Origin of the sequence: Microbacterium oxydans (genome assembly GCF_006540085.1) — a bacterium.
Taxonomy (GTDB): Bacteria; Actinomycetota; Actinomycetes; order Actinomycetales; family Microbacteriaceae; genus Microbacterium; species Microbacterium oxydans.
On record NZ_BJOG01000005.1, the window covers coordinates 17,714 to 38,411 of the forward strand.

General features: G+C 65.2%; 33 protein-coding genes. 8 read left to right on the plus strand and 25 right to left on the minus strand.

The annotated features are described in order from the left end of the window. Positions 1-121: 121 nt before the first annotated feature. The 17 genes from MOX01_RS11245 to MOX01_RS11310 form a co-directional block, all read right to left on the minus strand. Complete coding sequence (locus tag MOX01_RS11245; protein ID WP_141369746.1) at positions 122-343, minus strand: hypothetical protein; 222 nt, start codon at positions 341-343, stop codon at positions 122-124. A 74-nt stretch (positions 344-417) separates the two neighbouring features. Beyond that, positions 418-1,146, minus strand: coding sequence for a hypothetical protein (locus MOX01_RS11250; protein WP_141369748.1), 729 nt, complete (start codon positions 1,144-1,146; stop codon positions 418-420). A gap of 260 nt (positions 1,147-1,406) precedes the next feature. Beyond that, entirely contained in the window at positions 1,407-2,036 is a 630-nt protein-coding gene (locus MOX01_RS11255; protein ID WP_174799780.1) for an ASCH domain-containing protein, read from the minus strand. A 742-nt stretch (positions 2,037-2,778) separates the two neighbouring features. Then, positions 2,779-3,057, minus strand: a complete 279-nt coding sequence (locus MOX01_RS19575; RefSeq protein ID WP_141369750.1) for an HNH endonuclease — start codon at positions 3,055-3,057, stop codon at positions 2,779-2,781. Then, positions 3,038-3,463 (minus strand): HNH endonuclease, encoded by a 426-nt coding sequence (locus tag MOX01_RS11265; RefSeq protein ID WP_211368737.1) that lies wholly within the window; start codon positions 3,461-3,463, stop codon positions 3,038-3,040. The genes MOX01_RS19575 and MOX01_RS11265 overlap by 20 nt, the downstream gene beginning before the upstream one ends. Before the next feature lie 26 nt (positions 3,464-3,489). Further along, positions 3,490-4,026 carry a helix-turn-helix domain-containing protein gene (locus MOX01_RS11270; protein ID WP_170224216.1) on the minus strand — a complete coding sequence of 179 codons (537 nt, stop codon included), beginning with the start codon at positions 4,024-4,026 and terminating at the stop codon, positions 3,490-3,492. 61 nt (positions 4,027-4,087) lie between these two features. Next, positions 4,088-4,327 carry a hypothetical protein gene (locus tag MOX01_RS11275; RefSeq protein ID WP_141369765.1) on the minus strand — a complete coding sequence of 80 codons (240 nt, stop codon included), beginning with the start codon at positions 4,325-4,327 and terminating at the stop codon, positions 4,088-4,090. Next, entirely contained in the window at positions 4,324-4,539 is a 216-nt protein-coding gene (locus tag MOX01_RS11280) for a hypothetical protein (RefSeq protein ID WP_141369767.1), read from the minus strand. Before MOX01_RS11280 ends, MOX01_RS11275 begins: the two co-directional genes overlap by 4 nt. Next, entirely contained in the window at positions 4,536-5,429 is an 894-nt protein-coding gene (locus tag MOX01_RS11285) for a PD-(D/E)XK nuclease-like domain-containing protein (RefSeq protein ID WP_170224218.1), read from the minus strand. Before MOX01_RS11285 ends, MOX01_RS11280 begins: the two co-directional genes overlap by 4 nt. Beyond that, positions 5,426-5,986 carry a hypothetical protein gene (locus MOX01_RS19180; protein WP_170224219.1) on the minus strand — a complete coding sequence of 187 codons (561 nt, stop codon included), beginning with the start codon at positions 5,984-5,986 and terminating at the stop codon, positions 5,426-5,428. The genes MOX01_RS11285 and MOX01_RS19180 overlap by 4 nt, the downstream gene beginning before the upstream one ends. Before the next feature lie 261 nt (positions 5,987-6,247). Beyond that, positions 6,248-6,418: a hypothetical protein gene (locus tag MOX01_RS19185; protein WP_170224224.1), complete on the minus strand. Its 171-nt coding sequence runs from the start codon at positions 6,416-6,418 to the stop codon at positions 6,248-6,250. Next, positions 6,415-6,633 (minus strand): hypothetical protein, encoded by a 219-nt coding sequence (locus tag MOX01_RS11290; protein WP_141369771.1) that lies wholly within the window; start codon positions 6,631-6,633, stop codon positions 6,415-6,417. The genes MOX01_RS19185 and MOX01_RS11290 overlap by 4 nt, the downstream gene beginning before the upstream one ends. Positions 6,634-6,764: 131 nt before the next feature. Continuing rightward, the gene (locus tag MOX01_RS11295; RefSeq protein ID WP_141369773.1) at positions 6,765-6,980 is read right to left on the minus strand and encodes a hypothetical protein; all 216 of its coding nucleotides are present in this window, start codon (positions 6,978-6,980) and stop codon (positions 6,765-6,767) included. A gap of 813 nt (positions 6,981-7,793) precedes the next feature. Beyond that, on the minus strand, positions 7,794-7,949 hold the full coding sequence (locus MOX01_RS19190) for a hypothetical protein (protein ID WP_170224225.1): 156 nt from the start codon (positions 7,947-7,949) through the stop codon (positions 7,794-7,796). Next, the gene (locus MOX01_RS11300) at positions 7,946-8,149 is read right to left on the minus strand and encodes a hypothetical protein (RefSeq protein ID WP_141369775.1); all 204 of its coding nucleotides are present in this window, start codon (positions 8,147-8,149) and stop codon (positions 7,946-7,948) included. The genes MOX01_RS19190 and MOX01_RS11300 overlap by 4 nt, the downstream gene beginning before the upstream one ends. A 465-nt stretch (positions 8,150-8,614) precedes the next feature. After that, complete coding sequence (locus tag MOX01_RS11305) at positions 8,615-8,836, minus strand: hypothetical protein (RefSeq protein ID WP_141369777.1); 222 nt, start codon at positions 8,834-8,836, stop codon at positions 8,615-8,617. Then, complete coding sequence (locus MOX01_RS11310) at positions 8,836-9,030, minus strand: hypothetical protein (protein ID WP_141369779.1); 195 nt, start codon at positions 9,028-9,030, stop codon at positions 8,836-8,838. Before MOX01_RS11310 ends, MOX01_RS11305 begins: the two co-directional genes overlap by 1 nt. Positions 9,031-9,053: 23 nt before the next feature. On the opposite strand from MOX01_RS11310, the gene MOX01_RS19195 reads away from it, so the two are divergent. After that, the gene (locus tag MOX01_RS19195) at positions 9,054-9,224 is read left to right on the plus strand and encodes a hypothetical protein (protein WP_170224227.1); all 171 of its coding nucleotides are present in this window, start codon (positions 9,054-9,056) and stop codon (positions 9,222-9,224) included. A 68-nt stretch (positions 9,225-9,292) separates the two neighbouring features. On the opposite strand, the gene MOX01_RS11315 is transcribed toward MOX01_RS19195, so the two are convergent. After that, entirely contained in the window at positions 9,293-10,012 is a 720-nt protein-coding gene (locus MOX01_RS11315) for a BRO family protein (RefSeq protein ID WP_141369781.1), read from the minus strand. Next, positions 10,009-10,353 (minus strand): hypothetical protein, encoded by a 345-nt coding sequence (locus MOX01_RS11320; RefSeq protein ID WP_141369783.1) that lies wholly within the window; start codon positions 10,351-10,353, stop codon positions 10,009-10,011. Before MOX01_RS11320 ends, MOX01_RS11315 begins: the two co-directional genes overlap by 4 nt. Before the next feature lie 77 nt (positions 10,354-10,430). Here MOX01_RS11320 and MOX01_RS19200 point away from each other — a divergent pair, with 77 nt between their 5' ends. From MOX01_RS19200 to MOX01_RS11345, 6 genes are all read left to right on the plus strand, one after another. After that, the gene (locus tag MOX01_RS19200) at positions 10,431-10,844 is read left to right on the plus strand and encodes a hypothetical protein (RefSeq protein ID WP_170224229.1); all 414 of its coding nucleotides are present in this window, start codon (positions 10,431-10,433) and stop codon (positions 10,842-10,844) included. 7 nt (positions 10,845-10,851) lie between these two features. Further along, positions 10,852-11,304, plus strand: coding sequence for an ImmA/IrrE family metallo-endopeptidase (locus MOX01_RS11325; protein ID WP_170224238.1), 453 nt, complete (start codon positions 10,852-10,854; stop codon positions 11,302-11,304). Between the two features lie 244 nt (positions 11,305-11,548). Continuing rightward, entirely contained in the window at positions 11,549-12,178 is a 630-nt protein-coding gene (locus MOX01_RS11330) for a LysE family transporter (protein ID WP_046747042.1), read from the plus strand. A gap of 26 nt (positions 12,179-12,204) precedes the next feature. After that, positions 12,205-12,552, plus strand: coding sequence for a metallopeptidase family protein (locus tag MOX01_RS11335; protein WP_046747043.1), 348 nt, complete (start codon positions 12,205-12,207; stop codon positions 12,550-12,552). Beyond that, a complete protein-coding gene (gene clpS / locus MOX01_RS11340) occupies positions 12,549-12,845 on the plus strand; it encodes an ATP-dependent Clp protease adapter ClpS (RefSeq protein WP_046747044.1) in 297 nt (98 codons plus the stop codon). The genes MOX01_RS11335 and clpS overlap by 4 nt, the downstream gene beginning before the upstream one ends. Continuing rightward, on the plus strand, positions 12,842-13,339 hold the full coding sequence (locus MOX01_RS11345) for a DUF2017 family protein (protein WP_058630631.1): 498 nt from the start codon (positions 12,842-12,844) through the stop codon (positions 13,337-13,339). Before clpS ends, MOX01_RS11345 begins: the two co-directional genes overlap by 4 nt. Here the strand turns inward: MOX01_RS11345 and MOX01_RS11350 are convergent, their stop codons facing one another. Genes MOX01_RS11350 through gatC form a run of 6 tightly spaced genes read right to left on the minus strand, consistent with a single transcriptional unit; the run spans position 13,340 to position 18,891 of the window. Then, positions 13,340-13,921 carry a nucleoside/nucleotide kinase family protein gene (locus MOX01_RS11350; RefSeq protein WP_082738362.1) on the minus strand — a complete coding sequence of 194 codons (582 nt, stop codon included), beginning with the start codon at positions 13,919-13,921 and terminating at the stop codon, positions 13,340-13,342. It lies immediately after the preceding gene. Further along, entirely contained in the window at positions 13,905-14,222 is a 318-nt protein-coding gene (locus tag MOX01_RS11355) for a hypothetical protein (RefSeq protein WP_046747046.1), read from the minus strand. The genes MOX01_RS11350 and MOX01_RS11355 overlap by 17 nt, the downstream gene beginning before the upstream one ends. A 37-nt stretch (positions 14,223-14,259) precedes the next feature. Beyond that, the gene (dinB, locus tag MOX01_RS11360) at positions 14,260-15,516 is read right to left on the minus strand and encodes a DNA polymerase IV (RefSeq protein WP_141369787.1); all 1,257 of its coding nucleotides are present in this window, start codon (positions 15,514-15,516) and stop codon (positions 14,260-14,262) included. 47 nt (positions 15,517-15,563) lie between these two features. Then, on the minus strand, positions 15,564-17,078 hold the full coding sequence (gatB, locus tag MOX01_RS11365; RefSeq protein WP_141369789.1) for an Asp-tRNA(Asn)/Glu-tRNA(Gln) amidotransferase subunit GatB: 1,515 nt from the start codon (positions 17,076-17,078) through the stop codon (positions 15,564-15,566). After that, positions 17,078-18,595: an Asp-tRNA(Asn)/Glu-tRNA(Gln) amidotransferase subunit GatA gene (gatA, locus tag MOX01_RS11370; protein ID WP_141369791.1), complete on the minus strand. Its 1,518-nt coding sequence runs from the start codon at positions 18,593-18,595 to the stop codon at positions 17,078-17,080. Before gatA ends, gatB begins: the two co-directional genes overlap by 1 nt. Then, the gene (gene gatC / locus MOX01_RS11375) at positions 18,592-18,891 is read right to left on the minus strand and encodes an Asp-tRNA(Asn)/Glu-tRNA(Gln) amidotransferase subunit GatC (protein WP_026049703.1); all 300 of its coding nucleotides are present in this window, start codon (positions 18,889-18,891) and stop codon (positions 18,592-18,594) included. The genes gatA and gatC overlap by 4 nt, the downstream gene beginning before the upstream one ends. A 67-nt stretch (positions 18,892-18,958) precedes the next feature. Between gatC and MOX01_RS11380 the strand changes: the two genes are divergently transcribed. Then, positions 18,959-20,659 carry a long-chain-fatty-acid--CoA ligase gene (locus tag MOX01_RS11380; RefSeq protein ID WP_058630627.1) on the plus strand — a complete coding sequence of 567 codons (1,701 nt, stop codon included), beginning with the start codon at positions 18,959-18,961 and terminating at the stop codon, positions 20,657-20,659. The last annotated feature ends 39 nt before the right edge of the window (positions 20,660-20,698 follow it).

Below are 20,698 nucleotides of genomic sequence, written 5' to 3' on the forward strand. Positions count from 1 at the left end.
TTGAACCTCGTGTGGACGTCACGGCAGGCCATCGGTGCGGGGCAGTGTGACCCGTGGCATCCCTTCGTGAAACCCTCCGTTGTGCCGTGTGGATAGGTGGGGTCATGGATGATGTTGGCGTTCATGCGACGCTCTTCTCTCGTTCGCCGGCGAGGTATCGCCGCAGCTGTTCGGTCTTGTCGGTGAATGCGCGGGCTTCTTGCTCGGGGACGGGGATCGATACCTTCTCTCGCGATAGCCGGATCGTTCTCGGCTGTGACTTCTGAAGGCGCTCGATGTAGTCGGCGAACCAGTAGTCCGCGCTCGTCCAGTCAGGGAGCGCCGTCATCGACTGTTCATGCATGGTCGATTCCTTCCTCCGTCAATGGGAAAGGCCACTACCCGAGTGGGGTGGTGGCCTTGTGAATAGGTCAGCGGTCAGACGAGCGCTGATTCGTGGATGTACTGCTGCACCTCTGCGGGTGACTTGTCGATCGACCCGATGATGTACCGGGTGGGTGCTCGCGGTGGTTGCGGAATCTTGTTCAGAATCCACATCGACACGTTGACCACGTCGGGAGGCTCGAGCATCAGTCCGAGCTTGTCGTCCAGATGTCTTCGGACCTTCTCGACGTCGATCCCGTGCTGAGAGGCGAGGACGCTCTTGTATGGCTCAACAGATTGCTCGTCAGTCGAATCGCTCGCACGGGTATCTAGTGACTGACTCTCTGAAACGTAAGTAGTAGTCATCTGACTCTGACTCTGACTCTGCTTTGCTCCGGGTTCGGCTGGGTTACCCCTGGGTTCTTTCGAAACCTGGCTGGGTTTCTGCTGGGTTTCGCTCTTTCGAGGTCTGCCACCCTTCGCACCGTTCGTTCTGCTCACCTCTGCGAGCCTCGCCCGTTCTGCGTTCGTGAGCTGGTGCTCGTCGAAGTCGCGGATCACGTAGAAGTCACCGTCGCGGACGATGAGCGGTCTGGAAGGGTGGCTGCTGAGGAGCGCGTCGAGGTGTTCGACGGGCCACATGAACTCGGCGTCTGCCGATGCGAACCGCCCATCGTTGCGGGCGAGGCACGCCTCCCCATTCATCTCAAAGAACGTCCACCGCACGTCAACAGGCAGTCTCATCACCTTGGGGTGACGGTGCATGTCGATCGGGAACGTCATGAATGATCGTGGATCACGGGGCATTCCCCATCACCTCCTCGGTGGGTCTCAGTCGAGGCATCGGCATGGCCTAATGCAGAAGCAGTCCGGGCAGACGACCTCACGGGGTCCGATATCGAACTTCGACGGCTTCGGCGTGCACGCATCGTGACGCAGCTGGTCGTCATCGTCGTACCTCACCGCGTCGCCGGGATGGATGCGAGATCCGCACTCCGCGGCACAGGTGCCGTCGTAGCGGGCTGGGAACACATGACCGGGAGTCATGACTTCGCCACCAGTCGAGTGACCGGCTCGTACCCGCAGAGGTCTTCATGCGGCTCTCCCCATCCGCCGCCTGCACAGTTGTGCTTGTCGGTGAGTTCGGCGAGCCAGTCTCCGATGATCTCGAAGTTCGTCCGTCGGAGGCCGAGCGCACCGCGGTACGAGATCGGCTCCCCGAGTGCGCGCGGGTTCTCCAACACGAGGTGCTGGAACCATCCATCGGGCGCCGGACCCTGTGCCCACGGTGAGCAGTGATCGCGGCATGTCCCGTGGTCGGGGCAGTCGTGGCGGATGTGCCCGCATCCGTCGAGGACGCTCGCGCTGTGCACGTCGACGAGATCGACGACGCCGATAATCGAGCCATAGACAAAGCGTGGGTCTTCCGGATCGACGTCGTCTGCGACCTCCCACAGCTGATCGTCGGTCGGCGTGTACCCCTCTTCCTCATTCCATATGGCGCGCTGCACCTCGACGTACGCGCCTCCCTCTTCCTCGAAGATGGCTTTGCCAGCGTGGATGAGCACAGGGCCGCGGTAGTCGCCGGCGATGTTGCGCACCCGGTTCTCGACGGTCTTCCCGCCGTGGATGATCGCCCAAGCCCAGGGCTGGCGAACGGTGAGGATTCTCATCGTTGCCCCTCTCTCCGAGCGTCAGCTCGGGTCTGTGCGAGTGCCCAGCACTCGGGTCTGTTACATCGCCCTGCGACGTAGCACATGGAGAACGAGCGGTGACGGAGTCGGTCTCCGGGGCAGGAGGTGTTCGTACACTCGCGGTCGCCGTTCGAGTGCTGCGTGACGTGCCCACCGCATGAAAGCCGAGGTTCGGTGTCGTTCTTCTTCGCGAGCGCCTCGTCGTACGCGATCGCGCCACCGACGCACGCCTGCCTCCCGTGGAAGACCACCGGCGGTCCCAGCGGCACGTAGAGGTTCTCGTCGAACCGGTGAGATTCCTGACGGTGCGTGACCGGCTTCTGGCACGACGGGCAGAAGCCCTCGACCTCGTAACGGGCGTTGCGCTCGGCGTCCGCCGTCGAGATCTTCTCCGTCCACACCTCGGAGCACGGAGGCAACTGCCCGCACAAGTGGCACAGAGCGTAGTGATCCGGGAGTCGATAGACCGACGCGTGTTTCCGGACCGTCGCGGGGCGGTTGTGCTCCGCGAGGTCGTATAGATCGCCCGGTGGGCGGAAGTAGATCCGGCGTCCGTCCTCACGTTCGCGGATCTCGTGGACCCTCCACGGGTGATGCCGCCAGTCGGAATGATCGACCGCCAGGATCATCCCGACCTCGATTCGGTCCACTGCAATGTAGCGGCCTTCGGTGGGCCGCCAGCGCGCGTCCATGCGGTCCCCCTTCTCCGGGGCAACCCCGGTTAGTCCTTCAGGTAGATGAGTCCCCAGTGGTGCAGGAACAGTTCTTCGGCGGGGTCGTCCCACGAGTGGACGGCCCAGCCCTGTGGTGGTTCGGCGGAGTGAGCGATCGCGTGGCACCAGAGACACAGGTGCACGAGGTTCGCGGGCGTGTCTTTCCCGCCCCGTGAACGAAACTGCCGGTGGTGCATCTGTGTGGCTGCGCGTTCTCCGCAGCCTTCACAGCGCCCACCGGCACGCTCCGCAACAGCCTCATAGGCTCTACGTGACGCCGCGTTCACGCTTCGACGCTCCCCTCTTGCGACGCTGGAGCTCCTTGTAGTGCTTCAAGCAGATCGTCCGCTCGAGGCACTGTGCCGCATTGGTGCATCCGTCCTGCCCACACCGCGGATAGCTCGAAAGCGGTTGCCGCTTCGGGCGCCGAGAGAGCGCACGATGCATCCATTCGGGATCAGCAGCGTGGAGCTTCTGGTGTTCAGATGCGGTCAGCACGACGAGGTTCTCGCGACGGTTGTCGAGCTTGTCGCCGTTGACGTGGTGTACGTGCATGTGACGCGGCGGAAAACCCATGACCAAGCGGTGCTCGTAAGCCTCCGCGTAGGTCTGGGGTCCGATGAGCCATCGAAGACGCACGTAGCCGCGGTGGTTCAGGTATCGTCGCGGCTCACCGACAGGCACATCAGCCATCGATCTGATGGCTACCGTCCTGGCGCTCACGTCCGGAACCTGATGAGCTCGGCCAGGTGGTCGGCTTCGCTGAGCCGCACCGGGCGTTCGCCCTTCTCGATCTGGGAGACGGTGGCCTGCGACCATTTGAACCCTCGATCGGTCATCGATGCCGCCAACTCCTTCTGGGACAGCCCTGCACGTTCGCGTGCGGTGACGAGGTCGGCCCCGATCTGCTCCTCGGTCTGAGGTTCACGGATCTTGGCCGGCTTGGCGCCGTCGAGGATGCCGAGGTTGCGGAGTGCCCGTGACCGGGCGATGGTGTCAGCGGATTCGAGGGGTGACCCGGCGATGACCGGGCTCTCCGAGTTCGTGGAGCCTTGCGCCCAGGCGTCAGCGTCGGCACCCTCCGCGACGGGGATGCCCTTCGGGCGCTCCCTGTAGGCGAATCCGATCATGACGTAGGTCACGTTCCCGTCCGGGTGCTTGATGGTGTCGTGAATCCTCGAACCCACATACCCGTCCGGGTGCAGCTCGCGGAATGCCGCGAACCGTTCCGCTGCGGTCACAAACTCTTCATCCATGACCTGGGTGTGAGGTTTCGGAAGACGGGATCTCCTCGTGTCCTCAGGGATGGCAATGTCGTCAGTCATCGTCGATGCCAATCGCTTCGTCGAGCTTCTTCTGGATCGCGTCGATTCGCTTCTGCCAGCCGTCCGCATCCGCGCGAAGCCGGGCCTCTCGCTCTCGGCATGCACGAATGGTGGAGGCGCTCGGCACACAGTTGCCCAGGTCGTTGTCCTGCTTTCGGATCAGCACATAGCAGTGGTTCCGCTTCTCGGTGTACTCGCGCTGCAGGTCCCGCAGTTCCGCAATCTCGCTCATGCTGCTGCCTCGACGTCTTCCTCGATCGCCTCGGCGATAGCGCGGAGTAGGACGGCGAGCGAGCGCGGATTCCCGAGCGTCTTCGCTGCGAAGTTTCCCGAACTGTCGATCATCACGCCCGCGTGCTCATCGAGGAGATATACACCGCCACGGAGTACGTACAGCGGCTCGGTCATTTCGCGCACTAGAGGCTCGACCATAGGCTCAGTCATGCTGTTGCTCCTTCGAATTCGTCGATGTAGGCGTTGACGTTCCAGACGGGTGCCTGGAGGATGCCGATCGGCCCACCACTGCGGGTCTTGTACCCGGGCCACTCCCCCGTCTCAATCGCCCGGGCGTACCGTTCCCGGGCCTCACGGGCGCGTCTCCTCGCCATGAGGAGTTCGTCGTTGCCGAGCATGTGCACGGCTGTGAGGTAGGGCGCGTGTGCTTCCACGACGACGAACAGGTACGGGAGGTTGTCCCCGGTGATGAGGTTGTACGTGTGCTCGTACATGGCTTGCTGGATGTCGTACCCGAACCGGAACGCGTGGATCGCGAACTCCGATTCGGACGCGTCCCCTGCCGTGGTTTTCAGGTCCACGATCCGCGGCCCCAGCCAATCCAGGCGACCCCGCAGCGCCACCCCTGCGTCCGGGTCCGTGGCGAACATCGACACCTCCGGGTCACCTGATGCGAGCAGCGCTTTCGCGGTCGGATTCGACAGCACTGATTCGGCCATGATGTCCACCACCCGTGCAGTGACTCGCTTCACGGGGATCAGTCCACGGTCGCGGGCGTCCACCTCGAACGCCTTCGCTGCCTTGGTGGAGATCGCCCCGTTGGAGGCGAGCACGTTGTCGAGCTCCTTGCCGTCGTGCTCGAACCGTTCGGGGCCGTTCCCGTCCGGGTAGACCGCGATCTGCGCCCCCACACCGAGCACCTTCGAGTGGACTGCAGAGCCAAGGTCGAACTCGGCCTTCGACTCCTGCGGCTTCTCGAGGTAGTGCTTCAGGTGGGCGGGCGACTGGAGGATCTTCTTCGCCCCTGTCGAACTCAGACCCGGCTGGCGGTGATAGACCTGCTCGTCGAGTCCGTAGACCAAGCCGTTGTAGTCCGTCACGATGCGTCCTCCGGCCAGATACGACGACCAGCGGTGATGTGCAGAGAAGCCATTCGGACACCTGATGTGTTGCGGAGGTGCCCCAGCGAGTCGACGGTGAAAGCCCGCGTCTGCCGCGGCTCCCCCAGTTGCTCGTACTGCAGTTCCCAGACCTCGCCGGGTTCCGCGTCTTCCCAGGGCTTCCGCTCGGGGTGAGATTCGAAGTAGGCGGAGGCGGCGTTGTAGATCGTGCCATGCCCACTGTCTGAGAACCCATCCGCACGATGCGCCCGTAGCGTGTCGCCGGTCAGTTCGTTCAGGACGAGGATCGGACGGCGACTCGCGTACACCACGTACTCGCGATGCTCGGGCCAGCGCCACCGTCCGAGTTCTTCGTCACGCTCATGCTGGAAGAACTCACGAAGAGCGACGATGCCTTCCGGTCCGCCTGTGGCGTGAGTGTCGAGATACTGTCCCTCGTCTCCGCGTGCTCGTCGGCCGACGAGATAGACCTTGCCTTCGCGGTCAGGATCCACCGTGACCTCGATCCCGTTGCTCGCGGTGAATGTGTCGGTCATGTCTGGTCCTTCCAGTACGTGTGGGGGCAGTCCATCCACACGGTCGGGTTGTGAGTGATGACCACCTCGTCGCGGTCAAGGCAGAGCGGGCACGTCATGAGTCGCTGCCCTTCGAAACGCGGTGATCGAACGTCCAGACCGCGCCGGGAACACCGAGAAGCGGCGGGACGTGACGACGCCACACGAACCGAAACCAGCGCCACCCGCGGTCACGCGTCCACACCGGATGCCATGCGAACCACCGGAACCACCCGTTGCGGCTCATGAGCAGATCTCGAGACTGACGATGCTGAGGCTGTCGTAGACGGCTTCCTGGCGGGCGTACTGGACGGCTCGACGCCACGACGAGAACACGGTGATGAGTTCCTCACCCCGGTACACACGCCACGACCCGTAGGAGCCGTGCTTGACTCTCCAACGGTCGGCGATCATGGCTTCTCCTTCACCTCGAAGGAGAGCGATCCGGCTGACGCTTCACCGAAAGCACCTGCGTCGGTAATGAGCGCGACATCCTCGCCGCGCCGATAGAGGACGACCTCGGCGAAAAGCGGATGATCGCCGACCTGTTCGCGGTTGAACTTCTCGACGACGGTGGCGAGGCCCGCGATGTCGACGAGCTCACGGGGTCGGAATGTGTCAATGGTCATGTCTGGTTCCTTTCACCCAAAGCAGGCCGTGCAGGCGCAATGGGGGACGATGATGGGCCGACGTGTGCACGCCGGCAAGGGGTCGTGTGGTGGCTGCCCTGGTGTCGGGTCAGCACACTTCGGGCAGTCGGTCATTTCGCGAGCCGCGCGTACTTCGTGGCGTCGTGGAACTCAAACCCGGCATGGACGAGGCAGGCGGTGACGGTGACGACCAGCGCACCGGACCAGAACCCGTGTCCGAGGGTGAAAAGCAGAACGGCGATCGCAATCGCGACCGCCGCACCGGTGAGGAACCCGAGACCTACGAGGCGTCTCCTCGCCGCCCACCTACACCACATGCCGGTCATGATGTGGCCCTCAAGCTGAACTTGCCTTCTGAGCAGTAGACGCGCGGTGGGTGAGTGATCCGCTGGAACCGTGCCACCCACTCAACGGCGCCGAAACAGATGGTGCATAGCCAGCGGTCGCGCCGGTTGATAGTGATGGTCTTGAAGCCAGGCGGCTTCTCGTCTGGGCGAACAGTCGCCGTAGCCCCGCACCCGTCACATGTGTAGACGGTCATGTCACGCTTGCCCATCGTCGCTCTCCTTCGCTCGAATTCCTGAACCCGAGCATTCGAGGCATTCGATTTCGTCCTGGTAGTCGGTCCCTTTGCGGACCGTGGTGCTGCCCCACCCGAAACAGGGACGGCAGTAGTCATGGATGGCCGGGTTTGGTCTGCGATTCACGTCCGCGGCCCCAGCTCGGGGTAGCCCGCCATCGTTGCCCCGACATAGCAAGTCCCGTCGTCGTCGTGGCAGTAGAATGCTTCGCCCCGACTCGATGTCCAAACGGACGCGTACAGGTCGGTCAGCGTCTTTCCGCATCGAGCGCACTGCTTCTTCTTCGGCATGTTCGATCTCCTTCGTCGTCGAATGGGTGAGGGCCGGGCTGATCCCCAGATCGCCCGGCCCTGCACTGGTCCGGCATCCCACATGCCGGGTTCCCACACCCCCAGGAGTGGGAAGAGAAAGGGGCTGGTGTGTGATGCACCAGCCCCTGGGGGTCTCTCGGGAGTCGCACACGGATTCCAGCCCGCGTGACCACTCAGAACCGATCCCCCGAGTGCCCTGCCCGACCATGACGCCGGCACCGCCTCGCGCGGCCACAGGGCAGAAGGGTCAGATCACGGCGTCCCAGCTGTTGAAGGCGGCGACCTGCGTCGACCCCGACAGGAACTTGAGCACGCCTTCGTCCAGCGTGAACCGATCAGCCTTGACGCTGAACTCGGCCTCACGCAGAAAGACCGTGAACTCCTTCTCAGCGTCCGCCTTCACGCGCCGACCCCCTTGAACGTGCGGCCGAGAATGACGGACGCCATGTGCGCCGCTGCCTTCCCGCCACGGTCGAGCACGGATCGGCGCCATGCGATCTTCTCGCCGGCTTCCTGCGTGTCGATCCCGTGCTTGCGTGCGACTCTCGTCAACCGCACCGGGTCAACGTCGAGTGCGGCGCGGGCTTCTTCGATGACAGACATGAGCATCTCCTTCTTTTCGGTGTGATGTGCTCGTGCCCCCGTCCGGTTTTTCGCCGGTCAACCGATCTCAGGCTCGGGGACGGCACCGATAACGCTCGACGCCAGCGATGTACTCACGCTCTGACGACGGGCCACCCAAACAGCGGGCACCACTTACACGTCCTCGGCGCTACGTCGTTGTCTTTTCCTTCGACTCCACCCGGTTGCGTTCCTGAGGGGCCTGGGCTGCCTGCCCTACGGTCCATTCGTCCTCGTGCACCACAGGTTCACCGGTCCCCCACACGTCTTGTCGTGGGTTCTCCCTGATCCCGTAGCCCCCATCTGGGGGTGTCCGACCCCGTTGGCGTGGGGCCGGCATATCTTCACCGGTTGTGTTTGTTGAGTTGTCAGCGCGCACCTGTTTCCGGGTACGACGAGTAGCGCTACCCCCAGCGACGGGAGTAGAGCCGGATCAGATGACGGGGATCAGCCGGAGAAAGCCGCCAGACGAGTCAGCACACGACGCGCATGATGACGCTGTGAAGTCGATGCGGACTCAACGACGAACAGACTTCGCCAGTTGACGAGAAACGCATTTGCCACGACGCCGACAGGAAGCATCCGAGCTTCGTAGTAGTCGCGCATGTCCAGGAGGATCGGGTTCGTCGGGTTGGTCTGTGGGTACAGGGAGGAAGAGAACTGAGCCATCACTGCACCTCCACGCTCTTGCATGCGTACGGACGACTATCGCGACGACGACCAGAACCAGTCACCACGACCGGATCGGCCGCGTCATGTTCATCCCAGTACCGGGCAGACGCACGGAACTCGAGGACGAGCCAGCCGAACAGTGCGAACACGGCGCCACCGATCGCGAACCAGAGAGGCAGGGTGTCGTTCACGACGCACCCCCTACGATCGGGTTATGGACACCCTCAGAGCGCGAATCCTCGCCATCTACAACGCCAACGTCGACGTTCGCAACGCTGACCCCTCCCTCGAGTTCGTCCAGATGGTCAGAGACGAAATGGATGCCGTCTGGGACGCCATCACCGCCATCGCCGACCACATCGATGCGTCGTCCGCGAAAGACTGACGACTGAGAGGCAGAGGCCGCCGCGATCTCTTCACGCACGATCTCCCGGATCCTGTCCTCAGAGGCGCTCATGACGCCACCGTCTCAGCTACATCGACGCCAGCCTTCGCGAGAACCTTCGTCAGCGCATCAGGAAGAACGCTCGGCGTATACGAGATGTGATTGCCGTGGTTGGTCTCGATCGGATGCGTTGTGACGCGGAACCAGTGCATGTACTTCTGATACGGGCGCTGAGAGCCAGCCTGGATCACACCGGCCTGGCGCAAGCGCTTGTACAAGGTGCTGCGGCCGATCTGTCCGATATTCGCCACCGCCCCCATCGGGTACGTACCGTCCGAGTCCATCAGAGCGTCGTAGGCGGCGACCTTCGGGGCATCCGCGATTGCCTTCGCCTCGAGCACCTCGATCTCACGCACCTTCGACGCCGCGAGCTCGAGCGCGTCCGCGAACGACGCTGGCAGCTGCGAACCGAACTGACCTGTGCGGCGGATCGACGGGATGACCTCGTGGGTGAGCCAGCGCTGAAAGTCACGAACCTGCGGCGACCGGCTGATGAGCATTAGGGCGTAGATGCCAGGCTCGTTGACGATGGTCATCGTCTGCGACCCACCAAGGGTGTCCACGGCGGCGGACGCCCTTTCGTCGGCATCCAGCTGCGCGACGGCATCCCGGTACTTGCTGATGCCGAGGACGTCGCACGCGTCCTTCGCGACGAACCACGGTTCGCCGTTGACGATGACCGTGCGGACCTGCTGGCCGGCGTACCGGAAGATGTCAAGTGCAGTCATGATGCCCTCCTTGCCCGAGAGCGGGAAGGCTGAGCCCATGCGTCCTGCTGAGGCGGAGAAACTCTCGACGCCTCGGGGTCATGTGTGCTGTCCGCGAATCTGTCGCCGAGTTCAGCGGAGCTCATGAGGTTGTATGTGGTGATGCCGAGGAACTGGGCAACCTGCCCCAGCTCCTTGGTGGTGAACGGAGTGTCTCCGCGGAGTCTGCTGTACGCGGTCGGACGGCTGACGCCGATCACTGCGGCGAGGGCCGTCTTGGGCTTATCCTGGCGGCTGAACTCCGCTCTCACCGCGGATGCGACACTCATGGTCGTCGGGTCGTTGCCCGTATTCGTGGTCATGTCTCCAGTATGGCCATATTTATGGTCATGTCAAGGCTGGTGACCATATTTGTGGAGATCAGCGCTACCCTGGACGCATGGGAAAGAAGCCAATCGGCAACGATCCGGACCCGTTCGCGTCCGATCTGAACGCCTACTTCCAGCACGTCGTTTCGCAGCACACGAAGGCGCGCGACGGTAGGTGGCTTGCGACGGTCACGGGCGGAACTCGGGGCAAGGGGTACTGGGCCGGCCTGCTTAGCGGAACGCGCGCGATGAACACGAACGACATCGACGTGATCGCTCGCACGTTCAATGTCTCGCCTTTCGACTTCGTCCGGTATGCCCAGATGCACGCAGCCGGCGAACAGACGCCGGATCTGAATGTCGGCGACGACATGGATGATATGCCTGTGCTCTCTCGCGAGGAGGAGCAGGCGCTCCGCAAGAGCGACCACGACATCGCCGCGTACCGCGGCCGCAACGAAGCGGACGTACCGCACGCCGAGTAGGAGAACGATGTTCCGAGATCTCATCCATCATGCGGCGACACTCGGAGCAGAAGTTCACTTCGCTCATATCGACGACGATCCCAACCTTCTCGGATACTTCCTGCCGAAGTACAAGAGAATCGGCGTGCGTCTCGGGATGACCTACGTGCAATCTCGATGGGTGCTCGGCCACGAGTGCGGCCATGCCTATTACAACCACAGGTGCAGCGGACCTTACGTTCGCGATGCTGCTGAGCGCCAGGCGGACGCATACGCCGCACGCTTGCTCATCGATCCCATCGAATACGCGAGGCTTGAGCGCATCAACCCCGACCAGCACTGGTTGGCTGAGGAGTTCTCCGTCTCGGTCGACGGCATCTTCGCGTACGAGGAGTACTGCCTCACTCGCCTACGTGGCATCACCTACAGTCGCGCCCGTGAGGGTGCCGGGCAGTGGGCTTTCCGAGGGATACCCGCGTAGGCGTGCCTACATTCGCGGGTCAAAACCGTTGATTCTGCGGTAACCTATATTTACGGGCACACCGCACGGTGGGCTCAAGAAATCCGCGTGATTCTGCGGCAAAACAGGCATTCGGTGGGTGTGGGCGTATCAGGTTCGAGTCCCGTTACTCACCCTCCAGAAGAAGGCCCGAATCGCAAGGTTCGGGCCTTCTTCGCATCTGTGCCTCAAATGACGCGCCCCCGCGAAGCCCTAGACTGACGACGTGTCGCTCGCGGTCTGGTTCTCGTTGCTGACCGCTTCCGTCGTCATCAGCTTCACGCCGGGGGCCGGCGCGATCAACACGATGTCGAATGCGATGAATCAGGGATGGCGTCGTTCCATCTGGGGCATCGTCGGGCAGCAGATCGCCCTGATCGTCCATGTGGCGGTCGTCGCCGCGGGAGTCGGGCTCCTCGTGTCCCGTTCGGAGCTTCTCTTCAACGGGATCCGCTACGCCGGAGCGGCCTACCTCGTGTTTCTCGGCGTCCGGCTGATCCTGACGAAGCCGACCGTGGCGGTCGAGGACGCACCCGTTCCGGTCGACTCCCGTGAGAGCCCGTGGTCGATGATCCGCCGCGGCTTCTGGGTGAACCTGCTCAATCCCAAAGCGATCGTGTTCTTCCTGGCGTTCATCCCCCAATTCGTCAGACTGGATCAGCCCCCGCTCCCCCAGTACCTCACGCTCATCGCGACCGTGATCGTGGTGGACGTGATCGTGATGTGGGGGTTCTTCGCAGCAGCCGCGCGTCCGTTCCGTCGCCTCACGCGAACCGCGCGCGGACAGCGAGTGCTCAACACGGTCTTCGGCACGCTCTTCATAGCGGTCGCCGCGATTCTCGTTCTCCTCCACTGAGGGCTGTCGCCCCTAGGCTGGAGGGGATGGACATGGATGCGGCCGCCTTCGAAGAGCTCGTGATCGACGAGCTCGATCTGCTCCCCGACGACATGGTCGAAGGGCTCGACAACGTGGTGTTCGTGGTGGAGGACCGCCCGGAGGACGGCAGCCTCGATCTGCTCGGTCTCTATGACGGACTGGCGCTGACGGAGCGGACGCAGTACGGGATGGGCGAACTCCCCGATCGCATCGTCGTCTACCGCGAACCGCATCTTGCGCAGTGCGAGACGGAGCAAGAACTCCGCGACGAGATCCACACGACGTTGGTGCATGAGATCGCGCACTTCTACGGGATCGATGATGCGCAGCTGCACGAGTTGGGCTGGGCATGACGATGCCCACGGCAGTCCCCGATCTCGAGGAGACGATCGAACTCAGTGCCGCACCTCTGGAGCCGTGGCAGGTCGTCGTCTGGAATGATCCGGTGAACCTCATGAGCTACGTCGTCCGCGTCTTCCGGAAGTACTTCGGCTACTCGCTCGACCACGCGACAGCGCTCATGCTCGCGGTGCACAACGACGGGCACGCGATCGTGGCCACGGGTCCCCGGGAGACCATGGAGGTCCACGCGCAGGCGATGCACGACTACGGCCTCTGGGCGACGGTCAGAAGGGCCTCCCCATGACCTCAGACCGCATCACCGTCACGATCAGCGCCATCGAGGAGCATCACCTGGCGATGCTGCTCGACGACTTCATCGAGCTCATCGGTGAATCGCGGAACGGCGAGGACCCGGCCGTCGACCGCCTGACGCCCAACCCGTATCCCGATGACCCCGACGCCGCTGCCGATTTCGCCGGGAGCACGCGGAAGGATCTGCTCGATCGGCGCCTCGCGGACGCGCGTCGCATGCGTGCTGCGCTTGAAGAGGTCTCTGCCCCCACTGCGGGCCTCACGGATGCAGAAGCGGTTCGCACTCGTGACCTCTCCATCACCCTGGGCGATCTGGAATCGTGGCTCCGCACCGTGACGGCCCTGCGCCTCGTGATCGCTGATCGTCTGGGGATCACGACGGACCAGCACGCGATGTCGGAGAGACGTCACGACGTGTACGACTGGCTGGGCTATCGCCTGGAGCTTCTCATCCAGGCAGCAGACGAAGCCGAGTCGGGCGCGTAGTCAGGGAACCTCGACGATACGCGTCGCCAGGGAGCGAGGATCATCCCGCTCGATGTGACGGCGTTCCTGCGCGGCCCAGCGGTCCCAGTGCGGGCGATAGGTGTCCCCGTCGCGAGCGAGGGCGCGCGCCTTCCGCGAGGCTTCGCCCGACTCCACCCAGACTCTGACATCGGCGAGACCCGCCGTGGAGGGGCGAAGGATGCCGCTCCCCTCGATGATCATTCCGAGGGAGGGGTCGACGGCATGACTCTCCGCCTCGGACTGCTCTTCCCAATCCCAGCGGCGCCAGATGCCGATGTAGCCGCGTCCGTGCGGACCGAGGATCCACTCGCGGGCGCGCTCCGCGCCGCCGTCGAGTCCGTCCCACCCCGGATAGAGGGAATCCAGGGCGATGAGCTGCACGTGCCCGACCACGGGCCAACGTCTCACCAGCAATGCCGCGAGAGAGGACTTGCCGGCCCCGCTGCCGCCGTCGATGAGGACGACCGGGTTCGCCGCGGCCACGGCACGGACGTCCTGCTCGATCAGTGCCGCGGCGTGCTCCAGTGCAGCCGCGACCGGATCGTCACTTCTTGAGGGCACGGATGATGCGAGTGAGCGCCCGTCCGGCGACCCAGACGAAGGGGACAGCGACCACGAGCAGCGTGATGATGTTGGGCTCGAAGCGCAGACCCTCCTCGCGACGCACGTACACGCCGACCGGAACGGAGACGCCACCGCCGCCGCCACCCTCGCCGCCGTCGCCGCTGCCGCCACCGAAACCGGAGTACGTGAACGCCACCGGGGTGATACTCACTCCACCGACGTCCTGTGGTTCTCCGTATGCGCTCTTCACGCCGAAGGACGCAGCCTGCTTTCCGAGTTCCAGTGCAATGTTCGGCATACCCCCACGCTAGTCCAGGAACCGCGCCGGTGCGGGATCAATTCACGCCATGGGCCTTCGGATGCTGAGCGGCTCCCCGACCGTCTCCGCGACCTATGTGCCGCGCGCGACTGATCGTCGCCGTGCCGAACCGAGCGACGGCCTCGTCGACGGCCCCCTCGACTTTGCGCCAGTCCTCGTCTTCGTCCCAGAGAGCCAGGCCCCCGCCGCCGGCAGGACGCAGGTTCTCGGCGCGAACACCGACGAGCCGGACGGGGTCTCGCCGATCGATCAGCTCGAACAGCGACTGCGCGGCCTCGCCGATGCGTTGCCCCACCGCGGTGGGTTCGCTCAAGGTCTGGGAGCGGTTCACCGTGCGGAAGTCGTCGAAGCGGATCTTGACGGCGACGGTCGTGGTCTCCCACTCCGCGCGCCGGAGCCGAGCCGCGACCCGGTCGGCCAGCCGCAGCAGTTCGGCTCGCAGGAACGGACGGTCGAGGATGTCGTGGTCGAACGTCTCCTCGTGGCCGATGCTCTTCTCCACCCGCTCCGTGTGCACCGCTCGCGGGTCTTCCCCCCTCGCGAGTTCTCCGAGACGCATGCTGAGGGCCGTGCCCACGGCGCGTTCGACCATACCGGGGCGCGCATCGCGGACGTCCTGCACCGTGCGGATACCACGCGCCTCCAGAGCCTCCGCGGCTTTCGGACCGACGCCCCACATGGCCCGGACCGATCTCGGCGCCAGGAAGTCGAGGGTGTCCCTCGCTGCGACCACGAGCATCCCGTCGGGCTTGGCGATCGTCGAGGCCATCTTCGCGACGTGCTTGGTCGCCGCCACTCCCACGCTGCAGGTGATTCCCACCTCGTCGAGGACTCGTTGTCGGATGAGCTCGGCGATGCGTGCAGGGCTCCCCCAGAGTCGACGCACACCCTGCACATCGAGGAACGCCTCATCGACGGACAGCGGCTCGACCAGCGGGGTGAACGACTCGAAGATCGCCATGACCTGCCGGGAGACCTCCTGGTAGCGGTGGAAGTGCGGCGGGACGATGCGCGCGGTCGGGCACAGTCGAAGGGCCTGCGACACCGGCATCGCCGCCCGGACGCCGTAGCGTCTCGCCTCGTACGATGCGCTCGACACCACGGAACGCCCATCGGGAGCTCCGATGATCAGAGGCAGTCCGCGGAGGGAAGGATCGTCGAGCACCTCCACGGCGGCGTAGAACGCGTCCATGTCGACATGGAGAATCCGCGTGCCGGAGTCGTCGGCGTCGGGGGCGGATACGATCCGCCCCCGCCCGTCACCGTGTCCCATACGACCATTCTCCCCCGGGCCTCCGACACGAGGCCCGGGACGGCGCGCTACTGCGCAGCGCGCTCGAGAATGAGCTCACGGACACGGGCGGCGTCCGCCTGGCCCTTCATCGCCTTCATGACGGCCCCGATCACGGCGCCGGCGGCCTGCACCTTACCGTCCTTGATCTTGGCCATCACATCGGGCTGCGCTGCGAGGGCCTCATCGATGGCGGCGATCAGCGCTCCGTCGTCGGAGACGACCGCGAGCCCACGCGAGTCGACCACTTCCTGCGGCGAACCCTCCCCGGCGATGACGCCCTCGAGCACCTGACGCGCGAGCTTGTCGGTCAGGGTTCCCGCATCGACGAGCTGCTGCAGAGCAGCCACGCTCTCCGGGCTGATCAGCTCGGTCGCGTCCTTCTCCTGGGAGTTCGCGATACGGGTGATCTCACCGGTCCACCACTTGCGCGCGGTCGCGGGGGTCGCCCCGGCGGCGATGGTCGCCTCGACGACCTCGAGCAGACCGCCGTTGCGGACGTCCTGGAACTCCAGGTCGGTGAATCCCCATTCGGTCATGAGGCGGCGGCGGCGAGCCACCGGCTGCTCCGGAAGCGCCTCGCGCAGTTCCTCGACCAGCTCGGCTGCCGGCTCCACGGGCAGCAGATCCGGTTCGGGGAAGTAGCGGTAATCGTCGGCATCCGACTTGGGCCGTCCCGGCGAGGTCGTGCCGGTGTCCTCGTGCCAGTGCCGGGTCTCCTGCGTGATGGTGCCGCCGTCCGCGAGGATCTGCGCCTGACGCTGGATCTCGTATCGCACGGCACGCTCGACGGAGCGCATCGAGTTGACGTTCTTCGTCTCGGTGCGGGTGCCGAGCTTCTCCTGTCCGCGCGGACGGAGCGAGACGTTGGCGTCGCAGCGCAGGTTGCCGCGCTCCAGACGAGCTTCGGAGATGCCGAGTCCCCGCACGATGTCGCGGATGGCCTGCACATAGGCCTTCGCGACCTCCGGCGCACGGTGGTCGGTGCCGAAGATCGTCTTCGTCACGATCTCGACCAGGGGCACGCCGGCGCGGTTGTAGTCGACGAGCGAGTACTCGGCGCCCTGGATGCGCCCGGTCGCACCGCCCATGTGGGTCAGCTTCCCGGCGTCCTCTTCCATGTGCGCGCGCTCGATGGGGATCGTGATGAGCGTCCCGTCCTCGAGCTCGACCTCCACCGAACCCTCGTACGCGATCGGCTCGTCGTACTGCGAGATCTGGTAGTTCTTGCCCAGGTCGGGGTAGAAGTAGTTCTTCCGCGCGAACCGGCTCGATTCGGCGATCGAGCAGCCGAGAGCCAGACCGAGACTGATCGAGGAGCGGATTGCCGTCTCGTTCACGACCGGAAGCGAGCCCGGGAGCCCGAGGTCGACCGGCGCGATGAGCGTGTTCGGCTCGGCGGCATGGAAGGCCTCGTTCGCCGGGTTCGGCGCATCAGAGAACATCTTGGTTTTGGTGTTCAGCTCGACGTGCACCTCGAATCCGAGGACCGGCTCGAACAGCTCGAGCGCCTTGTCGAAGTCCATGAGCTTGGCGGCGGCCATCAGCGCTTCCCTCCTGCGAGCTGCGGTGCACGGGTGAGCAACGGCGCACCCCACGAATCGACGAGGAGCGTCTCGAGCGCTGCGCCGACCTTGTAGAGACGAGCATCCTCGCGCGCCGGAGCGATGAACTGGATGCCCACGGGGAGGCCGTCTTCGTCCGACAGCCCACTGGGGATGGAGATCCCCGGGACACCGGCCAGGTTCACCGGGATGGTGGTGATGTCGTTGAGGTACATCTGCAGCGGGTCGTCGATCTTCTCGCCGAGCTTGAACGCCGTGGTCGGCGCGGAGGGCGTCGCGATCACGTCGACCTCGGCGAACGCGTTCGCGAAGTCCTGCTGGATGAGCGTGCGAACCTTCTGGGCGCTGCCGTAGTAGGCATCGTAGTAACCCGCCGAGAGCGCGTACGTGCCGAGGATGATCCGGCGCTTGACCTCGTCGCCGAATCCGGCATCGCGCGTCGCGGACATGACGTCCTCGACCGTCGGGTTGCCGTCGGGGGTCACCCGCAGGCCGAAACGGACCGAGTCGAACTTCGCGAGGTTGCTCGACGCCTCCGCCGGGAGGATCAGGTAGTAGGCGGCGACGCCGTACTCGAAGTGCGGCGCGCCGATCTCGACGATCTCCGCGCCCTGGGCCTCCATCAGCGCGAGAGCGCTGCGGAAGGACGCGGCGACGCCGGGCTGGAAGCCGCTGTCGGGAAGCTCGCGGATCACGCCGACCTTGAGCCCCTTGAGCACGTCACCGCGCGCGCCCTCACGGGCAGCCTCGGCGAACGAGGGCCACGCATCGCGCAGGGAGGTCGAGTCCTTGGGATCGTGGCCGCCGATCGCGTCGTGCAGCAGTCCGGAGTCGAGCACGGTGCGGGAGACCGGGCCGACCTGGTCGAGGCTCGAGGCGAGGGCGATCGCGCCGTAGCGGCTCACACCGCCGTAGGTGGGCTTGACGCCGACTGTGCCGGTCACGTGCGCGGGCTGACGGATCGAGCCGCCCGTGTCGGAACCGAGCGCGAGCGGCGCTTCGAACGCGGCGACGGCCGCAGCCGAGCCACCACCGGAACCGCCCGGGATGCGATCGAGGTCCCAGGGGTTGTGCGTGGGGCCGTATGCCGAGTGCTCGGTGGACGACCCCATCGCGAACTCGTCCATGTTGGTCTTGCCGAGCGGGATCAGTCCCGCGGCGCGAGAGCGTGCGACCACCGTCGCGTCATACGGCGAACGGTAGCCCTCCAGGATGCGCGAGCCACTCGTGGTGGGCTGGTCCGTCGTGACGAGGACGTCCTTGATCGCGAGAGGGACTCCCGCGAGCGGGCCCAGCTCTTCACCCGCCGCACGACGGGCATCGATGGCTGCAGCCGCCTCGATCGCCCCTTCGTTGACGTGCAGGAACGCGTGGACGTCGCCGTCCACCGCGGCGATGCGGTCGAGATGAGCGCGGGTGGCCTCGACACTGGAGACCTCGCCGGAAGCGAGCTTCGCGGCGAGATCCGCCGCGTCCAGACGGATGATGTCGGTCACTGCTCTTCTCCCAGGATCGCGGTCACACGGAATCGGCCGTCGGCGGCATCCGGGGCGTTCTGAAGCACCTGCTCGTGCGTGAGCGTCTGCCCGACCACGTCGGGGCGGAAGACGTTGCTCAACGGGATGGGGTGACTCGTCGCTGCCACGTCGGCGGTCGCGACCTCCGACACCTTGGCGATGTTGTCGACGATCGCGTCGAGCTGGCCCGTGAGCCGCGACACCTCGTCGTCGTTCAGCTGGATGCGTGCGAGCACACCGAGGTGGCGCACGAGTTCAGGGGTGATTTCAGACACTCCTCCAGTCTAGTTGGAGCACCCGTCACTCCTCTTCCCTGCACGGCCGTCGACATATGCTGGGCGGGTGAGCACGTTCCAGCCCCCGCGCCCGTGGACCGCCAGCTACGCCGCAGGCGTCCCGGAAGACCTGCCTCCCGTCGACGGATCGCTCGTCGACATCGTCGCCGCCTCGGCACGCGACTATCCGGATGCCCCCGCCCTGCAGTTCTTCGGCCGCGAGACGACGTACGCCGAGCTGCAGGCCGCCATCGACCGGGCGGCGACGGGCTTGCGAGACCTGGGCGTCCGCGCCGGCGACCCGGTGGCCATCGTGCTCCCCAACTGTCCGCAGCACATCGTGGCGTTCTACGCCGTGCTCCGACTCGGCGCGGTCGTGGTCGAGCACAACCCGCTGTACACGCCGCGCGAGCTCCGCAAGCAGTTCGAGGACCACGGCGCGAAGCATGCGATCGTGTGGAACAAGGTCGTCTCCACGGTGCAGGAGTTCCCCGCCGACCTGGCGGTGACGAACCTCGTCTCCGTCGACGTGACCCGCGCGATGCCCTTCCTCACCCGCTTCGCCCTGCGTCTGCCCGTCGCCAAGGCCAGGGAGTCCCGCGCAGCGCTCACCGAGAAGGTCCGCGGCACGGTGCTCTGGGACTCGCTGATCGCCGCTGACCCGATTCCGTCGTCGCACCCGACGCCCGCAGCAGACGACCTGGCGATCATCCAGTACACCTCAGGCACCACCGGGACGCCGAAGGGTGCCGCGCTCACACACCGCAACCTCCTCGCCAATGCTGCGCAGTCGCAGGCCTGGGTGCCGTCGATCCAGCGCGGCAAGGGATGCGTCGTGTACGCGGTGCTGCCGATGTTCCACGCATACGGCCTCACGCTCTGTCTGACGTTCGCGATGTCGATGGGCGCGCGACTCGTGCTCTTCCCGAAGTTCGATCCCGATCTGGTTCTCGACGTCGTGAAGAAGCATCCCGCGACGTTCCTCCCGCTCGTGCCACCGATCGCCGACCGCCTTCTGAGCACTGCCAAGGCCAAGGGTGTGTCGCTCGACGGCATCGAGGTCGCGATCTCCGGGGCCATGGCACTGCCCCACGAGCTGGTGGTGCCCTTCGAGGAGGCGACCAACGGCTACCTCGTCGAGGGCTACGGCCTGAGCGAGTGCTCGCCCGTACTCATGGCGAACCCCGTCGCCGACAACCGCGTGCCCGGCACCGTCGGACTTCCGCTGCCCGGAACCGAATGCCGGGTGGTCGACCCGGAGAACCCCACGGAGGACGTGCCTGCAGGAGCGGCGGGAGAACTCGTGGTTCGCGGACCGCAGGTCTTCTCCGGGTACTACGGCAAGCCGGAGGAGACGGAGGCCGTGTTCGTCGACGGGTGGTACCGCACGGGCGACATCGTCACGATCGACGAGGCCGGCTTCGTGCGCATCGTCGACCGCATCAAGGAGCTCATCATCACCGGCGGCTTCAACGTCGCCCCCACCGAGGTCGAGAATGCGCTGCGCCAGCACCCGCAGGTGGTCGACGCTGCGGTCATCGGACTTCCGAGCGAGCACTCGGGCGAGGAGGTCGTGGCCGCGATCGTCGTCGATCCGGAGACCGAGGTCGACGTGGAGGCCGTCCGCGAGTTCGCGCGCAGCATCCTGACGCCCTACAAGGTCCCCAGGAGGATCTTCGTGGTCGACGAACTCCCGAAGTCGCTCATCGGCAAGGTGCTCCGTCGGCAGGTCAAGGAGAAGCTGGTCGCCCTGAACACCGGCTCCTGAGGACGCCCTCACAGGCGGCGAGACGTTCGGCGCGCTACC